At 68.0% G+C, this 15,569-nt stretch carries 14 protein-coding genes; 9 read left to right on the forward strand and 5 right to left on the reverse strand.

Going from position 1 to position 15,569, the window contains the following annotated elements; translation table 11 throughout:
* Window positions 1–71 precede the first annotated feature (71 nt).
* From NBE95_RS09735 to NBE95_RS09750, 4 genes are read left to right on the forward strand one after another with little or no spacing between them, the layout of a single operon-like run.
* On the forward strand, window positions 72–950 hold the full coding sequence (locus NBE95_RS09735; RefSeq protein WP_289893692.1) for an ABC transporter ATP-binding protein: 879 nt from the start codon (window positions 72–74) through the stop codon (window positions 948–950).
* Entirely contained in the window at window positions 950–1,660 is a 711-nt protein-coding gene (locus NBE95_RS09740; RefSeq protein WP_289893693.1) for an ABC transporter ATP-binding protein, read from the forward strand. Before NBE95_RS09735 ends, NBE95_RS09740 begins: the two co-directional genes overlap by 1 nt.
* Before the next feature lie 2 nt (window positions 1,661–1,662).
* On the forward strand, window positions 1,663–2,664 hold the full coding sequence (locus NBE95_RS09745) for a branched-chain amino acid ABC transporter permease (RefSeq protein ID WP_289893694.1): 1,002 nt from the start codon (window positions 1,663–1,665) through the stop codon (window positions 2,662–2,664).
* A 13-nt stretch (window positions 2,665–2,677) separates the two neighbouring features.
* On the forward strand, window positions 2,678–4,018 hold the full coding sequence (locus tag NBE95_RS09750; RefSeq protein WP_289893695.1) for a branched-chain amino acid ABC transporter permease: 1,341 nt from the start codon (window positions 2,678–2,680) through the stop codon (window positions 4,016–4,018).
* 88 nt (window positions 4,019–4,106) lie between these two features.
* Here the strand turns inward: NBE95_RS09750 and purN are convergent, their stop codons facing one another.
* A complete protein-coding gene (purN, locus tag NBE95_RS09755; RefSeq protein ID WP_289893696.1) occupies window positions 4,107–4,703 on the reverse strand; it encodes a phosphoribosylglycinamide formyltransferase in 597 nt (198 codons plus the stop codon).
* Window positions 4,700–5,746 carry a phosphoribosylformylglycinamidine cyclo-ligase gene (purM, locus tag NBE95_RS09760; RefSeq protein WP_289893697.1) on the reverse strand — a complete coding sequence of 349 codons (1,047 nt, stop codon included), beginning with the start codon at window positions 5,744–5,746 and terminating at the stop codon, window positions 4,700–4,702. The genes purN and purM overlap by 4 nt, the downstream gene beginning before the upstream one ends.
* A gap of 223 nt (window positions 5,747–5,969) precedes the next feature.
* Here purM and NBE95_RS09765 point away from each other — a divergent pair, with 223 nt between their 5' ends.
* Window positions 5,970–7,520 (forward strand): SARP family transcriptional regulator, encoded by a 1,551-nt coding sequence (locus NBE95_RS09765; RefSeq protein WP_289893698.1) that lies wholly within the window; start codon window positions 5,970–5,972, stop codon window positions 7,518–7,520.
* Between the two features lie 44 nt (window positions 7,521–7,564).
* Here the strand turns inward: NBE95_RS09765 and NBE95_RS09770 are convergent, their stop codons facing one another.
* The 3 genes from NBE95_RS09770 to bhcR all read right to left on the reverse strand — a co-directional run bounded on the left by NBE95_RS09770 (window position 7,565) and on the right by bhcR (window position 11,067).
* Window positions 7,565–8,284, reverse strand: a complete 720-nt coding sequence (locus NBE95_RS09770) for a pentapeptide repeat-containing protein (RefSeq protein WP_289893699.1) — start codon at window positions 8,282–8,284, stop codon at window positions 7,565–7,567.
* Window positions 8,285–8,371: 87 nt separating this feature from the next.
* Complete coding sequence (locus tag NBE95_RS09775; protein ID WP_289893700.1) at window positions 8,372–10,051, reverse strand: DUF6345 domain-containing protein; 1,680 nt, start codon at window positions 10,049–10,051, stop codon at window positions 8,372–8,374.
* A 179-nt stretch (window positions 10,052–10,230) separates the two neighbouring features.
* Entirely contained in the window at window positions 10,231–11,067 is an 837-nt protein-coding gene (gene bhcR, locus NBE95_RS09780) for an HTH-type transcriptional regulator BhcR (RefSeq protein ID WP_289893701.1), read from the reverse strand.
* A gap of 184 nt (window positions 11,068–11,251) precedes the next feature.
* Here bhcR and bhcA point away from each other — a divergent pair, with 184 nt between their 5' ends.
* From bhcA to bhcD, 4 genes are read left to right on the forward strand one after another with little or no spacing between them, the layout of a single operon-like run.
* A complete protein-coding gene (gene bhcA / locus NBE95_RS09785; RefSeq protein WP_289893702.1) occupies window positions 11,252–12,442 on the forward strand; it encodes an L-aspartate--glyoxylate aminotransferase BhcA in 1,191 nt (396 codons plus the stop codon).
* 3 nt (window positions 12,443–12,445) lie between these two features.
* Window positions 12,446–13,405 carry a beta-hydroxyaspartate dehydratase BhcB gene (gene bhcB, locus NBE95_RS09790; protein ID WP_289893703.1) on the forward strand — a complete coding sequence of 320 codons (960 nt, stop codon included), beginning with the start codon at window positions 12,446–12,448 and terminating at the stop codon, window positions 13,403–13,405.
* 22 nt (window positions 13,406–13,427) lie between these two features.
* Window positions 13,428–14,591: a 3-hydroxy-D-aspartate aldolase BhcC gene (gene bhcC, locus NBE95_RS09795; protein WP_289893704.1), complete on the forward strand. Its 1,164-nt coding sequence runs from the start codon at window positions 13,428–13,430 to the stop codon at window positions 14,589–14,591.
* On the forward strand, window positions 14,591–15,553 hold the full coding sequence (bhcD, locus tag NBE95_RS09800; protein WP_289893705.1) for an iminosuccinate reductase BhcD: 963 nt from the start codon (window positions 14,591–14,593) through the stop codon (window positions 15,551–15,553). The genes bhcC and bhcD overlap by 1 nt, the downstream gene beginning before the upstream one ends.
* Window positions 15,554–15,569 lie beyond the last annotated feature (16 nt).

Genomic DNA, 15,569 nt, shown 5'->3' on the forward strand with positions numbered 1-15,569 from the left:
GGCCCCTTCTTCAAAATACAACAATCCCTTAATGGGAAATCTTCATGCAAGGCATGAAGCTGGGGAGCAACATGATTCAGGTCCATGACCTGCACCGACATTTCGGGGGCTTCCGCGCCGTGGACGGCGCCAGCCTGACCATCGAGACCGGCTCGATCACCGGGCTGATCGGCCCGAACGGCGCCGGAAAATCCACCCTTTTCAACGTGATCGCCGGTGTTTTGAAACCGACCGCCGGCCGCGTGACCATGGCGGGCGAGGACATCACCGGCCTACCGCCGCACGAACTGTTCCACAAGGGCCTGCTGCGCACCTTCCAACTGGCGCATGAGTTTTCCTCGATGACCGTGCGCGAGAACCTGATGATGGTTCCCGGCGGGCAATGCGGCGAAACGCTGGTCAACACCTGGTTCCGTCGCGGCCGCATCCGCGAGGAAGAGCGGGCGTTGCGCAGGAAAGCCGACGAGGTGCTTGAATTCCTGACCATTTCTCATGTCGCCGATGAAAAGGCCGGCAACCTGTCCGGCGGGCAGAAGAAGCTTCTGGAACTGGGCCGCACCATGATGGTGGACGCAAAGGTCGTGTTCCTGGACGAGGTCGGCGCCGGCGTGAACCGCACGCTGCTGGGCACCATCGGCGATTCCATCGTGCGGCTGAACAAGGAGCGCGGCTATACCTTCTGCGTCATCGAGCATGACATGGATTTCATCGGCCGGCTTTGCGATCCGGTGATCGTCATGGCCCAGGGCAAGGTGCTGGCCGAGGGCTCGGCCGACAGCATCATGAAGAACGAGGCCGTGATCGAGGCCTATCTGGGCACCGGCCTGAAGAACAAGGTGGCGGCCGAGGTCGCCGAGGAAAGCGCCTTTGGCGAAAGCCATGGCGCCCAGCCCGGCCTGGGGGCCGAGGCCGGCCAGGGCGGCGATGGCAAGCCGGCGGGGGGGCTGTGATGACGCGACCCTATCTCTCTGCCACCGACATGCGCGGCGGCTATGGCAAGGCCGACATCCTGAACGGCTGCACCCTGACCGTGGACACGGGCCAGATCGCGGTGATCGTCGGGCCGAACGGCGCCGGCAAATCCACCGCGATGAAGGCGGTCTTCGGCATGCTGAACCTGCGCGAGGGCAGCGTGACCCTGGGCGGCGAGGACATCACCGCGCTGACCCCGCAGGAACGGGTGCGCAAGGGCATGGGCTTCGTGCCGCAAACCCACAACATCTTCCCGACCATGACGGTCGAGGAGAACCTGGAGATGGGCGCCTATATCCGCACCGACGACTATCGCGATACGCTGGCCCAGGTCTATGAACTGTTCCCGGCCGTGGCCGACAAGCGCCGCCAGAACGCCGGCGAGCTGTCGGGCGGCCAGCGCCAGCAGGTCGCGGTCGGCCGGGCGCTGATGACCAAGCCCAGCCTGCTGATGCTGGACGAGCCCACGGCGGGCGTGTCGCCCATCGTCATGGACGAGCTTTTCGACCGCATCATCGAGGTCGCCCGCACCGGCATCTCCATCCTGATGGTGGAACAGAATGCCCGCCAGGCGCTGGAGATCGCCGATATCGGTTATGTGCTGGTGCAGGGCGCCAACCGTTACACGGACAGCGGACAGGCGCTTCTTGCCGATCCCGAGGTCCGCCGCACCTTTCTGGGGGGCTGACCATGGACATCCTGAACGCCCTGGTGGCCGTGCTGAACTTCGTGGTCATTCCCGCCGCCTCCTACGGCGCGCAACTGGCGCTTGGCGCGCTGGGGGTGACGCTGATCTATGGCATCCTGCGCTTTTCCAACTTCGCCCATGGCGACACCATGGCCTTCGGCACGGCGCTGGTGATCCTGGTGACCTGGGGGCTGCAGGCCATCGGCATCGACCTGGGTCCGGTGCCGACCGCGCTTCTGGCGCTGCCCATCGGCATCGCGCTGTGTTCGGTCTTCGTGCTGGGCACCGACCGCGCGGTCTATCGGTTCTATCGCCGGAAACGCTCGGCCCCGATCATCCTGGTCATGGCCTCGGTCGGGGTCATGTTCATCATGAACGGGTTGACCCGCCTGGTGATCGGCGTGGACGAGATCCGCTTCGACGACGGCGCCCGCTTCCTGATTACGGTGCAGCAGTTCAAGGCCTGGACCGGGCTCAACGAAGGCTTGGCGCTGCGTGTCAGCCAGGCCATCACGCTGGTCGTCACCGTGCTGGCCTGCTGGGCGCTGTTCCGTTTCCTGAGCCGCTCGCGCGCCGGCAAGGCGATGCGGGCCTATTCCGACAACGAGGATCTGGCGCTGCTCTCCGGCATCGACCCCGAGCGGGTGGTGCGGCTGACCTGGATCATCGCCACGGCGCTGGCGGTGACGGCCGGCACGCTTTACGGGCTCGACAAGAGCTTCAAGGCCTTCAACTATTTCCAGATCCTGCTGCCGATCTTCGCCGCCGCCATCGTGGGGGGGCTGGGCAATCCGCTGGGCGCGGTTGCGGGCGGCTTCATCGTCGCCTTTTCCGAGGTGGCGGTGACCTATCCCTGGAAGAAGATCGCCGCCTATCTGGGCTTCCAGTCCGAGGGCATGTTGCAACTGCTCTCGACTGAATACAAATTCGCGGTCAGCTTCGTGATCCTGATCGTGGTGCTGCTGTTCCGGCCGACCGGCCTGTTCCGTGGCAAAACCATCTGAGGGGGGCTTCATCATGTCGAATACACGTCAAGCCGAAGCCCACAGCGCCTGGCGCGCGCCGGTGCTGTTTCTGGTGCTGGCCGCACTGTTCCTGGCCGAGGGGACCTTCCGCAACGCGCTGTTCTCGGGCAGTTGGAACACCGCGCTCGGCATCCTGAACATGGGGCTGATCTCGGCCATCATGGCGCTGGGGGTCAACATGCAATGGGGCTATGCCGGCCTGTTCAACGCCGGGGTCGTGGGCTTCCTGGCGCTGGGGGGGCTGGCGCCGGTGCTGGTCTCGACCCCGCCGGTGCAGGGCGCCTGGGCGGCGGGCGGGCCGCGGGTGATCCTGGCGCTGGCCGTGGGCCTGGGCACGCTGGTGCTGGCGGCGCAGGTCTGGAGGCGGGTGCCGGGCCGGCTGCGGGTGCTGGCGCTGATCGCCGTGCTGGGCTTCGGCTTCGTGCTCTACCGTTACCTGTTCGATCCGGCCGTCGCCGCGATCGAGGCCAACAATTCCGCCGCGGCGGGCAATATCGGCGGGCTCGGCTGGCCGGTGCTGCTGTCCTGGCCGGTCGGGGCGCTGATGGCGGCGGCCGCGGCCTGGGGCGTCGGCAAGGTGGCGCTGGGGCTGCGCTCGGACTATCTCGCCATCGCCACCCTGGGCATCGGCGAGATCATCGTCGCGGTGATGCGCAACGAGGAATGGCTGTCGCGCGGGGTCAAGAACATGTCGGGCATCCCGCGCCCGGTGCCCTACGAGGTGAACCTGCAGGCCGATCCCGGCTTCGTGGCGCGGGCCGCCGAATGGGGACTGAGCCCGGGGCTGGCCTCGGGGATCTGGGTCAAGCTGCTTTATGCCGGGCTGTTCACCGCGGTGCTGCTGGCGCTGATCCTGCTGGCCGAACTGGCGCTGAAATCGCCCTGGGGCCGGATGATGCGCGCCATCCGCGACAACGAGACCGCGGCCGGCGCCATGGGCAAGAACGTCACCCGGCGGCACCTGCAGATCTTCGTCATCGGCAGCGCGGTGATCGGCCTGGCCGGGGCGATGATGGTCACCCTGGACGGGCTGCTGTCGCCCAACAGCTTCAACCCGCTGCGCTATACCTTCCTGATCTGGGTCATGGTGATCGTCGGCGGCTCGGGCAACAACTGGGGCGCGGTGCTGGGCGCGATCCTGATCTGGTTCCTGTGGATCAAGGCCGAGGTCTGGGGCCCCGAGCTGATGCGGGTGATCACCCTGCCGCTGCCCGAAGGCGCGTTCCGCAGTCACATGCTGGGCAGTGCGCCGCATATGCGCTTCATCGCCCTGGGTCTGGTGCTGTTGCTGGTGCTGCGCTTCGCGCCGCGCGGGCTGGTGCCCGAGAAGTAGCACGGAGCTTTTGCGGCGCGGGGGCGTTGCCCCCGCACCCCCAGGGTATTTGGAAAACGGCGAAAGGCGCGGATTGGCGCCTTTATTTTCAGGCCGCGGTCAGGGTGATCGGGGTCTGGTCGCCCTGGGCGAAGCGGCGCAGCACCGCGGGATAGAGCCGGTGCTCCTGCACCAGCACCCGGGCGGCCAGGGTTTCGGCCGTGTCGCCGGGCAGCACCGGGACGCGGGCCTGGCCGAGGATCGGGCCGGCGTCGAGTTCGGGCGTGACCAGGTGGACGGTGGCGCCAGCCTCGGCATCGCCGGCATCAATGGCGCGCCGATGCGTGTGCAGGCCGGGATATTTCGGCAGCAGAGATGGGTGGATGTTCAGCATCCGGCCCCGGAAGCGCTGCACGAAATCCGGCGTCAGGATGCGCATGAAGCCGGCGAGGCAGAGGATGTCGGGCTGCGCCGCCAGCAAGGGTTCGAGCAGCGCCGCCTCGAACGCCGGGCGGTCGCCCCGGTAATGGCGATGGTCCACGGCGAAGGTCGGCACGCCCAGGGCCGCGGCCCGGGCCAGGCCCGCGGCCTGCGGGTCGTTCGAGCCGACGATCACCGCCCGGCCCGGGTGGTCGCCGGTCATCGACTCGAGCAGCTTCACCATGTTCGAGCCGCCGCCCGAGATCAGGATGGCGACCCGCTTCACCGCAGCCGGCCGCTGTAGCGCACGCCCTCGCCCGGCGTCACATGGCCCAGGCGGACCACCGTCTCGCCCTGTCCCATCAGCAGCGTCTCCAGTTCGGCGGCGCGTTCGGCGGCGACGGCCAGGATCATGCCGATGCCGGCGTTGAAGGTCTTGAGCATCTCGGCCTCGGCGATGCCGCCGGCCTCGGCCAGCCAGTCAAAGACCGGCGGCAGGCTGAAGCTGTCCAGATCGACCTCGGCGCCGAGTCCCTTGGGCAGGACGCGGGGCAGGTTCTCGGTGATGCCGCCGCCGGTGATATGCGCCGCGGCATGCACGCCGCCGGCCCGGATCGCCGCCAGCACCGGCTTGACATAGAGCCGGGTCGGCACCAGCAGCGCCTGGCCCAGCGTGCCGCTGCCGAAAGGCGCGGGCGAATCCCAGCCGAGGCCGGCATGGTCGGCGACCTTGCGCACCAGCGAGAAGCCGTTGGAATGCACGCCGTCCGAGGCAAGGCCCAGCAGCACGTCGCCATCCGTCACCCCGGCCGGCAGGGCGCCGCCGCGTTCCATCGCGCCGACGGCGAAGCCAGCGAGGTCGAAATCGCCCCGCGCATACATGCCCGGCATCTCGGCCGTCTCGCCGCCGATCAGGGCGCAGCCGGAGCGCCGGCAGCCCTCGGCGATGCCGGCGATGACGCGGGCGGCCTCATCGACCGACAGTTTGCCGGTGGCGAAATAGTCGAGGAAGAACAGCGGTTCGGCGCCTTGGCAGACCAGATCGTTCACGCACATCGCCACCAGGTCGATGCCCAGCCCGTCGAGTTCGCCCGTGTCGATGCCGATGCGCAGCTTGGTGCCGACGCCATCGGTCGCCGCCACCAGCACCGGATCCTGATAGCCGGCGGCGCGCGGATCGAAAAGCGCGCCGAAGCCGCCCAGGCCCTCCATCACACCCGGACGCCGGGTTGCGGCGGCGGCAGGCTTGATCCTTTCGACCAGCGCATTGCCCGCGTCGATATCCACTCCGGCCTCGGCATAGGACAGGCCGCTATTGCGCTCGGTCATCTTGGGGTCCCCTTTGCTTTGACGCCCCGATAGCGCAGGCGGGGCAAACAGGCAATGATCGGCTGCGATCCGGCGGCGTTTCCCGCGAACGCGGTGCCGGTCCCTGCCCCGCCATCCGGCGACGCGTGTTTCTGTTGTTTCGCGGGAGGTTGAGCAATAATGGTTAATAATCGACCAACCCGAAGCCAAGCGGCGAGTCGTCATGCCTGCTACGCTGAGTCTGATGGGTTCTGTGCGCCTGCGTGGCGCGACTGGTAACGAGTTGACGCCGCGCAGCCAGAAAGCGCGTGGTGCCCTGACCTTGCTTGGCACGGCGCCGGATCTGCGACTGAGCCGGGCGCGGCTGCAAGACCTGCTGTGGAGCGAGCGTGGCAAGCAGCAGGGCTCGGACAGCCTGCGGCAGATGCTGCGCGAGCTGCGTGGCCGGATGGGAGACGAAAGAGACATATTGCTGACCGGCGTGGGCTGGGTCGGGCTTGACCCCGACCGGCTGCGCATCGACCTGACGCCGGTCTATGACGCTGGCGGCACGCCGCTGGAATTCGCCGCCGACATCGACATTCCCGACCCGGAGTTTGAAACCTGGCTGCGCGACATGCGGCTGCGGCTGATGCCGGAATGCGACGGGCCGCGGTTGCGCCCGGAAGGTGGCACCCTGCTGCGCCCGGCCGCCGAGCCGCTGCCGAGCGGCTATGTCGTGGCGCTGGACCCGGTCGAAAGCAATGACAGCCGCGCGCATGTGATCGGCGAAATGATCGTGAACGAGGCTGCCGCCCGCGCCTGCGAGATGATCCCGGCGATGCTGGCCGACCGGATCGACACCGCCCCGCAATTGGGCACCCAGATCGTGGCGCTGTGCTATTCGGCTGGCATCGACTGTTCGCTGATGGTGGTGATGCGCGACCTGCCCAGCGGCCGGCGCGGCTGGACCCGGCGCTTCACCATCCGCGCCGCGGACGAGACCGCGACCATGCGCCATGCGGTGGCGCAGATCACCGTGGCGCTGCTGGACCGGGCCCGGCGCACCGCCTCGGCGAAATGGCTGACCTTTCCGATCTGGGACGTGTTCAGCTATTCGCGCGAGCGGCTGGAGGCGGCCGACCGGGTGCTGGCCGAGCTGCCGCCCGAGCGGCAGAGCGCGGTCGGGCTGGCGCTGCGCTCCTATCTGCGCAACACGCTGATCCTTGAGCGGCTGACCGAGGATCCGGGGCGCTGCTCGGACGAGGCCGAGGATTTCGCCCACCGCGCGCGCGAGCTGGCACCGAACAACCCGGTGGTGCTGGCGGTGGCCTCGCTTTCGGCCTCGTGGCGGCGGGATGCGGTGGGGGCCTTGGAACTGGCACAGGCCGCCTGCCGCAACGACCCCGACAACGAATTGGCCTGCCACGCCCTGTCGCAGGCGCTGACCGAGGTGGGCCGCGACCAGGAGGCGCTGGAGGCGGCCGAGCGCGGCGCGCGCGGGGCGCTGGCGGTGCTGGGTGCGGCCTGCTGGCTGATGCGCCGGGCGCAGGTGCTGGTGCGGCTGGGTCGGCTGGGCGATGCCGAGAATTCCGCCGCCGCCGCCTTTGCCTTCGCGCCGGACAACCGCCCTTCGCTGCGCTTCCTGGCGGCGCTGCGCTATCATCGCGGCGACGAGGCCGGGGCGGCGGATGCGCTGCGGCATCTGCGCCGCATCGAGCCGGACTTCACCCTGGAGTTGATGGCGCATCCCGATTATCCGGTGAAGACCCTGCGCATGGCCGGGCTGATGGAAATCACCCGCTCGGGACTCTGATGCATTGCGGCGGGGCCCCGGGGCCGGGCCGCGATCGGGGGCGCTCAGGGCACGACCAGCAGCTCGACCGAGACCGGCGGCCGGTCGTCGCCGCGAACCAGCACCAGCCGGGCGCGGCCGGGCGCCACGGCGAGAAAGGTCAGGATGCGGATGGCCTCGGACGAGGGCTCGCAGGGTTCCGGCCCGGACAGGATCGGCTCGCCTTCCAGCCGGGCGACGATCTCGGGCCGCGCCGGGGCGTCGGGCGGGGTCTGCAGATGCATCTCCAGCCGGTCCCCGCAGCGCAGCGAGACCAGCGTGGCCAGATGCCCCTCGTGCAGGATGCAGGTGGTGGCGCGCTCGCGCTGGTCCGGATAGCGCAAGGGCGGCGCGCTGATCGCCAGGGCGCGCTGCATGGCATCCAGCCAGGCGCCGCGCAGCCGCGCCCCGGTCAGGTCGGCCCGGTCGAGGCGGGCGCCGGTCAGGTCGGCGCGTTCAAGCACCGCATCGCGCAGGTCCGCCCCGGTCAGGTCGGCAAGGCCCAGGCTGGCACCGGTCAGGTTCGCCTTGTGAAACCGCGCGCCCACCGCCCGCACCGACCAGAGGCTGGCGCCCGAAAGCTGGGCATTGGTCAGGTCGGCTTCGGTCAGGTCGGCATAGGACAGATCCGCCCCCACCAGGGTCATTCCCGACAGATCCAGCCCGGTCAGATCCGAGCCGGCCAGGTGCAGGGATCCCATCGTCGCGATGCGCCGGACGATTTCGGCCCGGGTAAACTCCGCCATCCCATCCTCTTTAACCAGCCCGGTCGGCCGGGCCGCCCATGAATTGCGCCCGGAGGCGGCTGCCTCCGCCTCCGGGCTACCGGATCCTCAGTCACCCAGGTCAGACTGGATCCAGTAACGCTTGCGGAAACCGCGCACGCATTCGATCTCGATGCCCTGCCGGGCAACGAGCCGCATGGTGTTGCTGCGGATTCCGTATCCGATTTCGGTGCTGCCCGGCAGGATGCGCAGGGTCAGCGGCGCCGCGCCGCGCGCCGCCAGGTCGCGCATCAGCCGGGCGGAACGCTGGGCCAGGGCCTGCTGGATCGACAGCGGCTGCGGCGCGGGCGGGCCCTCGGCCAGCACCGGCGGCGGCGGATCGTCGGGCTGGCCGTCGCGATGGGCACGGGCCGGCTGCCGCTCGGCAATCCGGCGCAGGGTGGATTCGATGCGCAACACCGTGCCATCCGGCCGCATCGCCAGCCGCAGGCTGCCGGCATCCGGGGTCAGCACCGGGATGCCGTCAAGCGCCTGGCGGAATTGCACGATGATCTCGTCCAGGCTTTCCACCGGCGCATCGGGCTGCTGGCGCAGGCTGGCGGTGGCAGACATCGCCAGGCTGATGCGGTCGAACAGCAATTCGCTGCCCGGCTGCAGGAAGCCGTAGCGGCGAAGCGCGCTGCGGGCGCGGCCCAGGATCGCCCGGCGCTGCAGCGGTGCGCGGACCTGGCCGCCGGGGCTGCCGGGCTCCAGCTCCAGCAGGATGCGGCCGTCGACCAGTCGCTGGAAACGGGTGCGGCCGTGGCGGACCGCCAGCGCGCCCTCGGCCTGACGATGCAGCAGCGCCGGATCGAAACCGATGCGCGACAGCACCTCGGCGGCCAGGCCCAGATCCTCGGAAACCGGCACCAGCCGCGCGGCCGAGAACGCCGCCGGCGGCTGCAGCAGCACCGGCTCGCGCTGGTAAAGCGCCGCCGGCATGTGCCAGCGCCAGGCCCACCATTCGGTCGAGGCCCGCGCGACGCGGAAGCGCCGCTCGCCGAACAGCGTGGCCAGCGCCTCGTCGCGGCTTTCGCCGCAGGCGCAGGCCACCGGGCTCTGGTCATGCGCGACATCCCAGGCGCCATCCAGCCAGGATTGGGAAAAGGACTTGCCCATCCGCCAATGCTGCCAGAAGTTCTGGCCGTAGCGGCCGGAATCCCAGCAGATCGAGTCGAAGCCGAAGATCATCCGCAGCCCGCCATTCGCCCGCCCCCAGCCGCGCAGCGGATCGTGGTCGGGGCCGACCTGCAACGACTGGCTGGTGGACCAGAACAGATAGCGCAGCGCGTCATCGCCGAACCGCATCCGCTCCGCGCTCAGGCAGGCATCGGTTCCGGTCCACTGCGCGCCCAGCGGCAGATGGAACAGGCCGCGATCATCCGCACGGCCATGGCCGGCATGATAGAACACCCGCACCGAATCCATGTCGCGGCCCGGCGCATGCCGCATCTCGGCGCGGTCATACAGCCAGGACTTCACCGCGGCGTCGCGGCGCCAGTAATCCGGGGTGGCGAAACGGTCCACCGCGTCCAGAAAGCCGCCGGCATCGCGATGCGCGGCGTGCAGCGCCCCGGCGGCGCGATAGGTCTCGACGCTGCAGGCACCATAGACATGGCTGGGCGTTTCGCAGGCATCCGGTATCCCGCTGGCCAGGGCTTCGGCGGGATCTTGCGGTCCGTTTTCCTGCAGCACCCGCCGCTCGCGCTGCTCGCGCGCCAGGCCGAAATCGGGACCGTGATCTTCCATGCCAAGGCTCCTTGCGGGACACGCGCCTGATCCCGAAAGGATAGAGTCGCGGACTTCGGCGCTCAGGCTAGGCCGGCCGGTGTGAACTGGATGTGAATCCGTGTCCGGGGCGGACCGCCATGGAGATTCCCGGGATTTTCATTGTTTTTTAAGAATTTCAGCCTCGATCCTGCGATGGATCACGATTCTTTCGGTTCCTTGCGCGCCGCCATGCCGAAAGAGAGCTCACGCGCCGCCGCGATCACCGCATCGGACATGGCCGCCAGCCGCGCATCCGACATGCGCAGGGTCGGGCCCGAGACCGAAATGCCCGCCGCCGCCTCGCCGGCCAGGTCGAAGATCGGCGCGGCGATGCAGCGCATGCCGGGCGTCCGCTCCTCGTTGTCCAGCGAATAGCCGCGGGCGCGGATCTGCCCGAGATCCTCCAGCAGCGCCTGCGGATCGGTCAGGGTCATGTCGGTGAAGCGCTCCAGCCGCATTTCTCGCAGCATCCGCTTCAGGTCCGTGGGCCGGGCATGGGCCAGCAACGCCTTGCCGATCCCCGAGGCATGCAGGGCCGAACGGGTGCCGGGCGGGAAGAAGGCGCGGATCGTCTCATGCGTCTCGGCCTGGCTCAGGAACAGCACGGCGTCGCCGTTCAGGATGCCCAGGTTCGCCGTCTCGCCCGTCACCTCCATCAATTGGCGCAGCAGCGGCCGCGCCCGCTCGACCAGACCCGAGCGGCGCATGAAGGCCGAGCCGTGGCGGAAGGCCGTCGGGCCGACATGCCAGGCCTGGCTCTGGCTGTCGCTTTCCGCCACGCCGCGCGCCGCCAGCGTCACCAGAACCCGGTGCACGGTCGACGGCGCCATGTCCAGCCGCTGCGCGATCTCGGTCAGGGTCAAACCGTTCGACATGGCGATCAGGTCGAGGATGTCCAGCGCCCGGTCCAGCGCCCGGATGCCGCCCGAATCCTCGGCGCCAAGGCCGCCGGCGCGACCCCTGGGTCGGCCCCTTTTGCGGATCTGAACCGACATTCAATTTTTCCTTCCTATAATATTTACAGATTATTGAAAATCATGTTTGCGGTTTGGAAAACGACAAGCCTCTGTTTCCTCGTCACTTTATACCATTTTTCCACGATTGCGAAATGTTTTTCAGAAAAATTGCCCGAATGGACAGCAAGGCCTAGGCTGGGTGACAAGCGCAGGAGGAATTGCCATGACCAGCCAGAACCCGATCTTCATTCCCGGCCCGACCAACATCCCCGAGGAGATGCGCAAGGCCGTCGACATGCCGACCATCGACCACCGCTCGCCGGTGTTCGGCCGCATGCTGCACCCGGCGCTCGAGGGGGTGAAGAAAGTCCTCAAGACCACGCAGGCGCAGGTGTTCCTGTTCCCTTCGACCGGCACTGGCGGCTGGGAAACCGCGATCACCAACACGCTGTCGGCCGGCGACAAGGTGCTCGCGGCCCGCAACGGCATGTTCAGCCACCGCTGGATCGACATGTGCCAGCGCCACGGCCTCGACGTCACCTATGTCGAGACGCCCTGGGGCGAAGGCATCCCGGCCGACCGGTTCGAGGAGATCCTGACCGCCGACAAGGGGCACGAGATCCGCGCCGTTCTGGCCACGCATAACGAGACCGCGACCGGCGTCAAATCCGACATCGCCGCCATCCGCCGTGCGCTGGACAACGCCAAGCACCCGGCGCTGCTGTTCGTCGACGGCGTTTCCTCGATCGGTTCGATGGATTTCCGCATGGACGAATGGGGCGTCGACATCGCCGTCACCGGCAGCCAGAAGGGCTTCATGCTGCCGCCGGGCCTGGCCATCACCGGCTTTTCGGAGAAGGCGATGGACGCGGTCGAGACCGCGCGCCTGCCGCGCACCTTCTTCGACATCCGCGACATGGCGACCGGCTATGCCCGCAACGGCTATCCCTACACGCCGCCGGTCGGTTTGATCAACGGCCTGAACGTCAGTTGCGAGCGGCTGCTGTCCGAGGGGCTGGAGAACGTGTTCGCCCGCCACAACCGCATCGCCTCGGGCGTGCGCGCCGCGGTCGAGGCCTGGGGGCTGAAGCTCTGCGCCGTCCGCCCCGAGCTTTACTCGGACAGCGTCAGCGCCATCCGCGTGCCCGACGGTTTCGACGCCAACCTGATCGTCAGCCACGCGCTGGAGACCTATGACATGGCCTTCGGCACCGGCCTGGGCGAAGTCGCGGGCAAGGTGTTCCGCATCGGCCACCTGGGCAGCCTGACCGACGCCATGGCGCTGTCGGGGATCGCCACGGCCGAAATGGTGATGGCCGATCTGGGCCTGCCGATCCGGCTGGGTTCGGGCGTCGCCGCCGCGCAGGAACACTATCGCCAGTCCACGGCCGCGGCGTTGAAAAAGGCCGCCTGAGGGATGAAGGACGCCATGTATATCCCGACCTATCAGGACATGCTGGACGCGCATGAGCGCATCAAGCCGCATATCCGGCGCACGCCGATCCGCAGCTCGGATTACCTGAACGAGCTTGCCGGCGCGCAGCTGTTCTTCAAATGCGAGAATTTCCAGGAGCCGGGGGCCTTCAAGGTCCGCGGCGCCACCAACGCGGTCTTCGGCCTTGACGAGGCGCAGGCGGCCAAGGGCGTCGCCACGCACAGCTCGGGCAACCATGCCTCGTGCCTCAGCTACGCGGCCATGCTGCGCGGCATCCCCTGCAACGTGGTCATGCCCCGCACCGCGCCGCAGGCCAAGAAGGACACCGTGCGCCGCTATGGCGGCAGGATCACCGAATGCGAGCCCTCGACCAGCTCGCGCGAAGAAACCTTCGCCAAGGTGCAGGCCGAGACGGGCGGCGATTTCGTCCATCCCTATAACGACCCGCGCGTGATCGCCGGCCAGGGCACCTGCGCCCGCGAGGTGATGGAGCAGACCGACGGGCTTGACATGATGGTCGCGCCGATCGGCGGCGGCGGCATGATCTCGGGCACCTGCCTGACGCTTTCGACGCTGGCGCCCGAGGTCAAGGTGATCGCCGCCGAGCCCGAGCAGGCCGACGACGCCTATCGCAGCTTCAAGGCCGGCCACATCATCGCCGACGATGCCCCGAAGACCATCGCCGACGGCCTGCTGGTGCCGCTGAAGGATCTGACCTGGCATTTCGTCAGGAACCACGTCCATGAGATCTATACCGCCTCGGATGCCGAGATCGTCGATGCGATGAAGCTGATCTGGAAACACCTGCGCATCGTGATGGAGCCCTCGAGCGCCGTGCCGCTGGCCACCATCCTGAAAAACCCCGACGCCTTCGCCGGCAAGCGCGTCGGCATCATCGTCACCGGCGGCAATGTCGATCTCGACAAGCTGCCCTGGAACTGAATTCGAATTTGAGGAGAGCGCCATGAACGCGAAAACGGATTTCTCCGGCTACGAGGTCGGCTACGACATCCCCGCCCTGCCCGGCATGGACGAGGCCGAGATCCAGACGCCCTGCCTGATCCTCGACCTGGACGCGCTGGAGCGCAATATCCGGAAGATGGGCGACTATGCCAAGGCGCATGGTATGCGCCACCGCAGCCACGGCAAGATGCACAAGTCGGTGGACGTGCAGAAGCTGCAGGAATCGCTGGGCGGCGCCGTCGGCGTCTGCTGCCAGAAGGTGTCCGAGGCCGAGGTCTTTGCCCGTGGCGGCATCAAGGACGTGCTGGTCACCAACGAGGTGCGCGAGCCGGCCAAAATCGACCGCCTGGCCCGGCTGCCCAAGCTGGGCGCGACCGTGACGGTCTGCGTCGATGATGTGGCCAACATTGCCGATCTCTCGGCCGCGGCGCAGCGCCACGGCACCGAACTGGGCATCTTCGTCGAGATCGACTGCGGCGCCGGGCGCTGCGGCGTGACCACCAAGGAAGCCGTGGTCGAGATCGCCAAGGCCGCTGCCGCCGCGCCGAACCTGACCTTCAAGGGCATCCAGGCCTATCAGGGCGCCATGCAGCACATGGACAGCTTCGCCGACCGCAAGGCCAAGCTGGACGCCGCCATCGCGCAGGTGCAGGACGCCGTCGATGCGCTGGACGCGGCCGGCCTCTCGCCCGAATTCGTTTCGGGCGGCGGCACCGGCTCCTATTACTTCGAGAGCAATTCGGGCGTCTACAACGAGCTGCAATGCGGCTCCTACGCCTTCATGGATGCCGATTACGGCCGCATCCACGATGCCGAGGGCAAGCGCATCGACGCCGGCGAATGGGAGAACGCGCTGTTCATCCTGACCTCGGTGATGTCGCACGCCAAGCCGCATCTGGCGGTGGTCGATGCCGGGCTCAAGGCGCAGTCGGTCGATAGCGGCCTGCCCTTCGTCTATGGCCGCGACGATGTGAAATACATCAAGTGCAGCGACGAGCATGGCGTGGTCGAGGACAAGGACGGCGTCTTGAAAGTCAACGACAAGCTGCGGCTGGTGCCGGGCCATTGCGACCCGACCTGCAACGTGCACGACTGGTATGTCGGCGTCCGGAACGGCAAGGTCGAGACGGTTTGGCCGGTCTCGGCGCGCGGAAAGGCCTATTGATGTTCGTCGTCGCGGAAAAGGAAATCGCGGGTCTGATGACCCCGGAGGCGGCCTTCGAGGCCATCGAGGCGGTTTTCGCCTCGATGGCCCGGCGCAAGGCCTATAACTTCCCGGTGGTGCGCGAGGCCATCGGCCACGAGGACGCGCTCTACGGCTTCAAGGGCGGCTTCGACGCCTCGGCGCTGGTGCTGGGGCTGAAGGCCGGCGGCTACTGGCCGAACAATCAGAAGCACGGGCTGATCAACCACCAGTCCACCGTCTTTCTGTTCGACCCGGATACCGGCCGCGTCTCGGCGGCCATCGGCGGCAACCTGCTGACGGCGTTGCGCACCGCGGCGGCCTCGGCGGTGTCGATCAAGTATCTGGCGCCGAAAGGCGCGCGGGTGCTGGGCATGATCGGCGCCGGCCACCAGTCCGCCTTCCAGATGCGGGCGGCGGCCAATGTGCACCGGTTCGAGAAGGTCATCGGCTGGAACCCGCATCCCGAGATGCTGGGCCGGCTGGCCGAGACCGCGGCCGATCTGGGCCTGCCCTTCGAGGCGGTCGAGCTGGACCGGCTGGGCGCCGAGGCCGACGTGATCATCTCGATCACCTCGGCCTTCTCGCCGCTGCTCATGAACGAGCATGTCAAGGGCCCGACGCATATCGCGGCCATGGGCACCGACACCAAGGGCAAGCAGGAACTGGATCCGGCGCTGGTCGCGCGCGCCCGCGTCTTCACCGACGAGGTCGCGCAGTCGGTCAGCATCGGCGAATGCCAGCATGCCATCGCCGCGGGCCTGATCCGCGAGGATCAGGTCGGCGAACTCGGCGCGGTGGTGGCGGGCGACGACCCGGGCCGCGCCGATGCCGAAGTCACGCTGTTCGACGGCACCGGCGTCGGACTGCAGGATCTGGCCGTCGCGCAAAAGGTCCTCGAGATCGCAAAACAGAAAGGACTGGCGCACGAAGTCGAGATCTAAAAAGTAACGTCCTGAA

This window comes from Paracoccus sp. TOH (assembly GCF_030388245.1).
GTDB classification, from domain to species: domain Bacteria; phylum Pseudomonadota; class Alphaproteobacteria; order Rhodobacterales; family Rhodobacteraceae; genus Paracoccus; species Paracoccus simplex.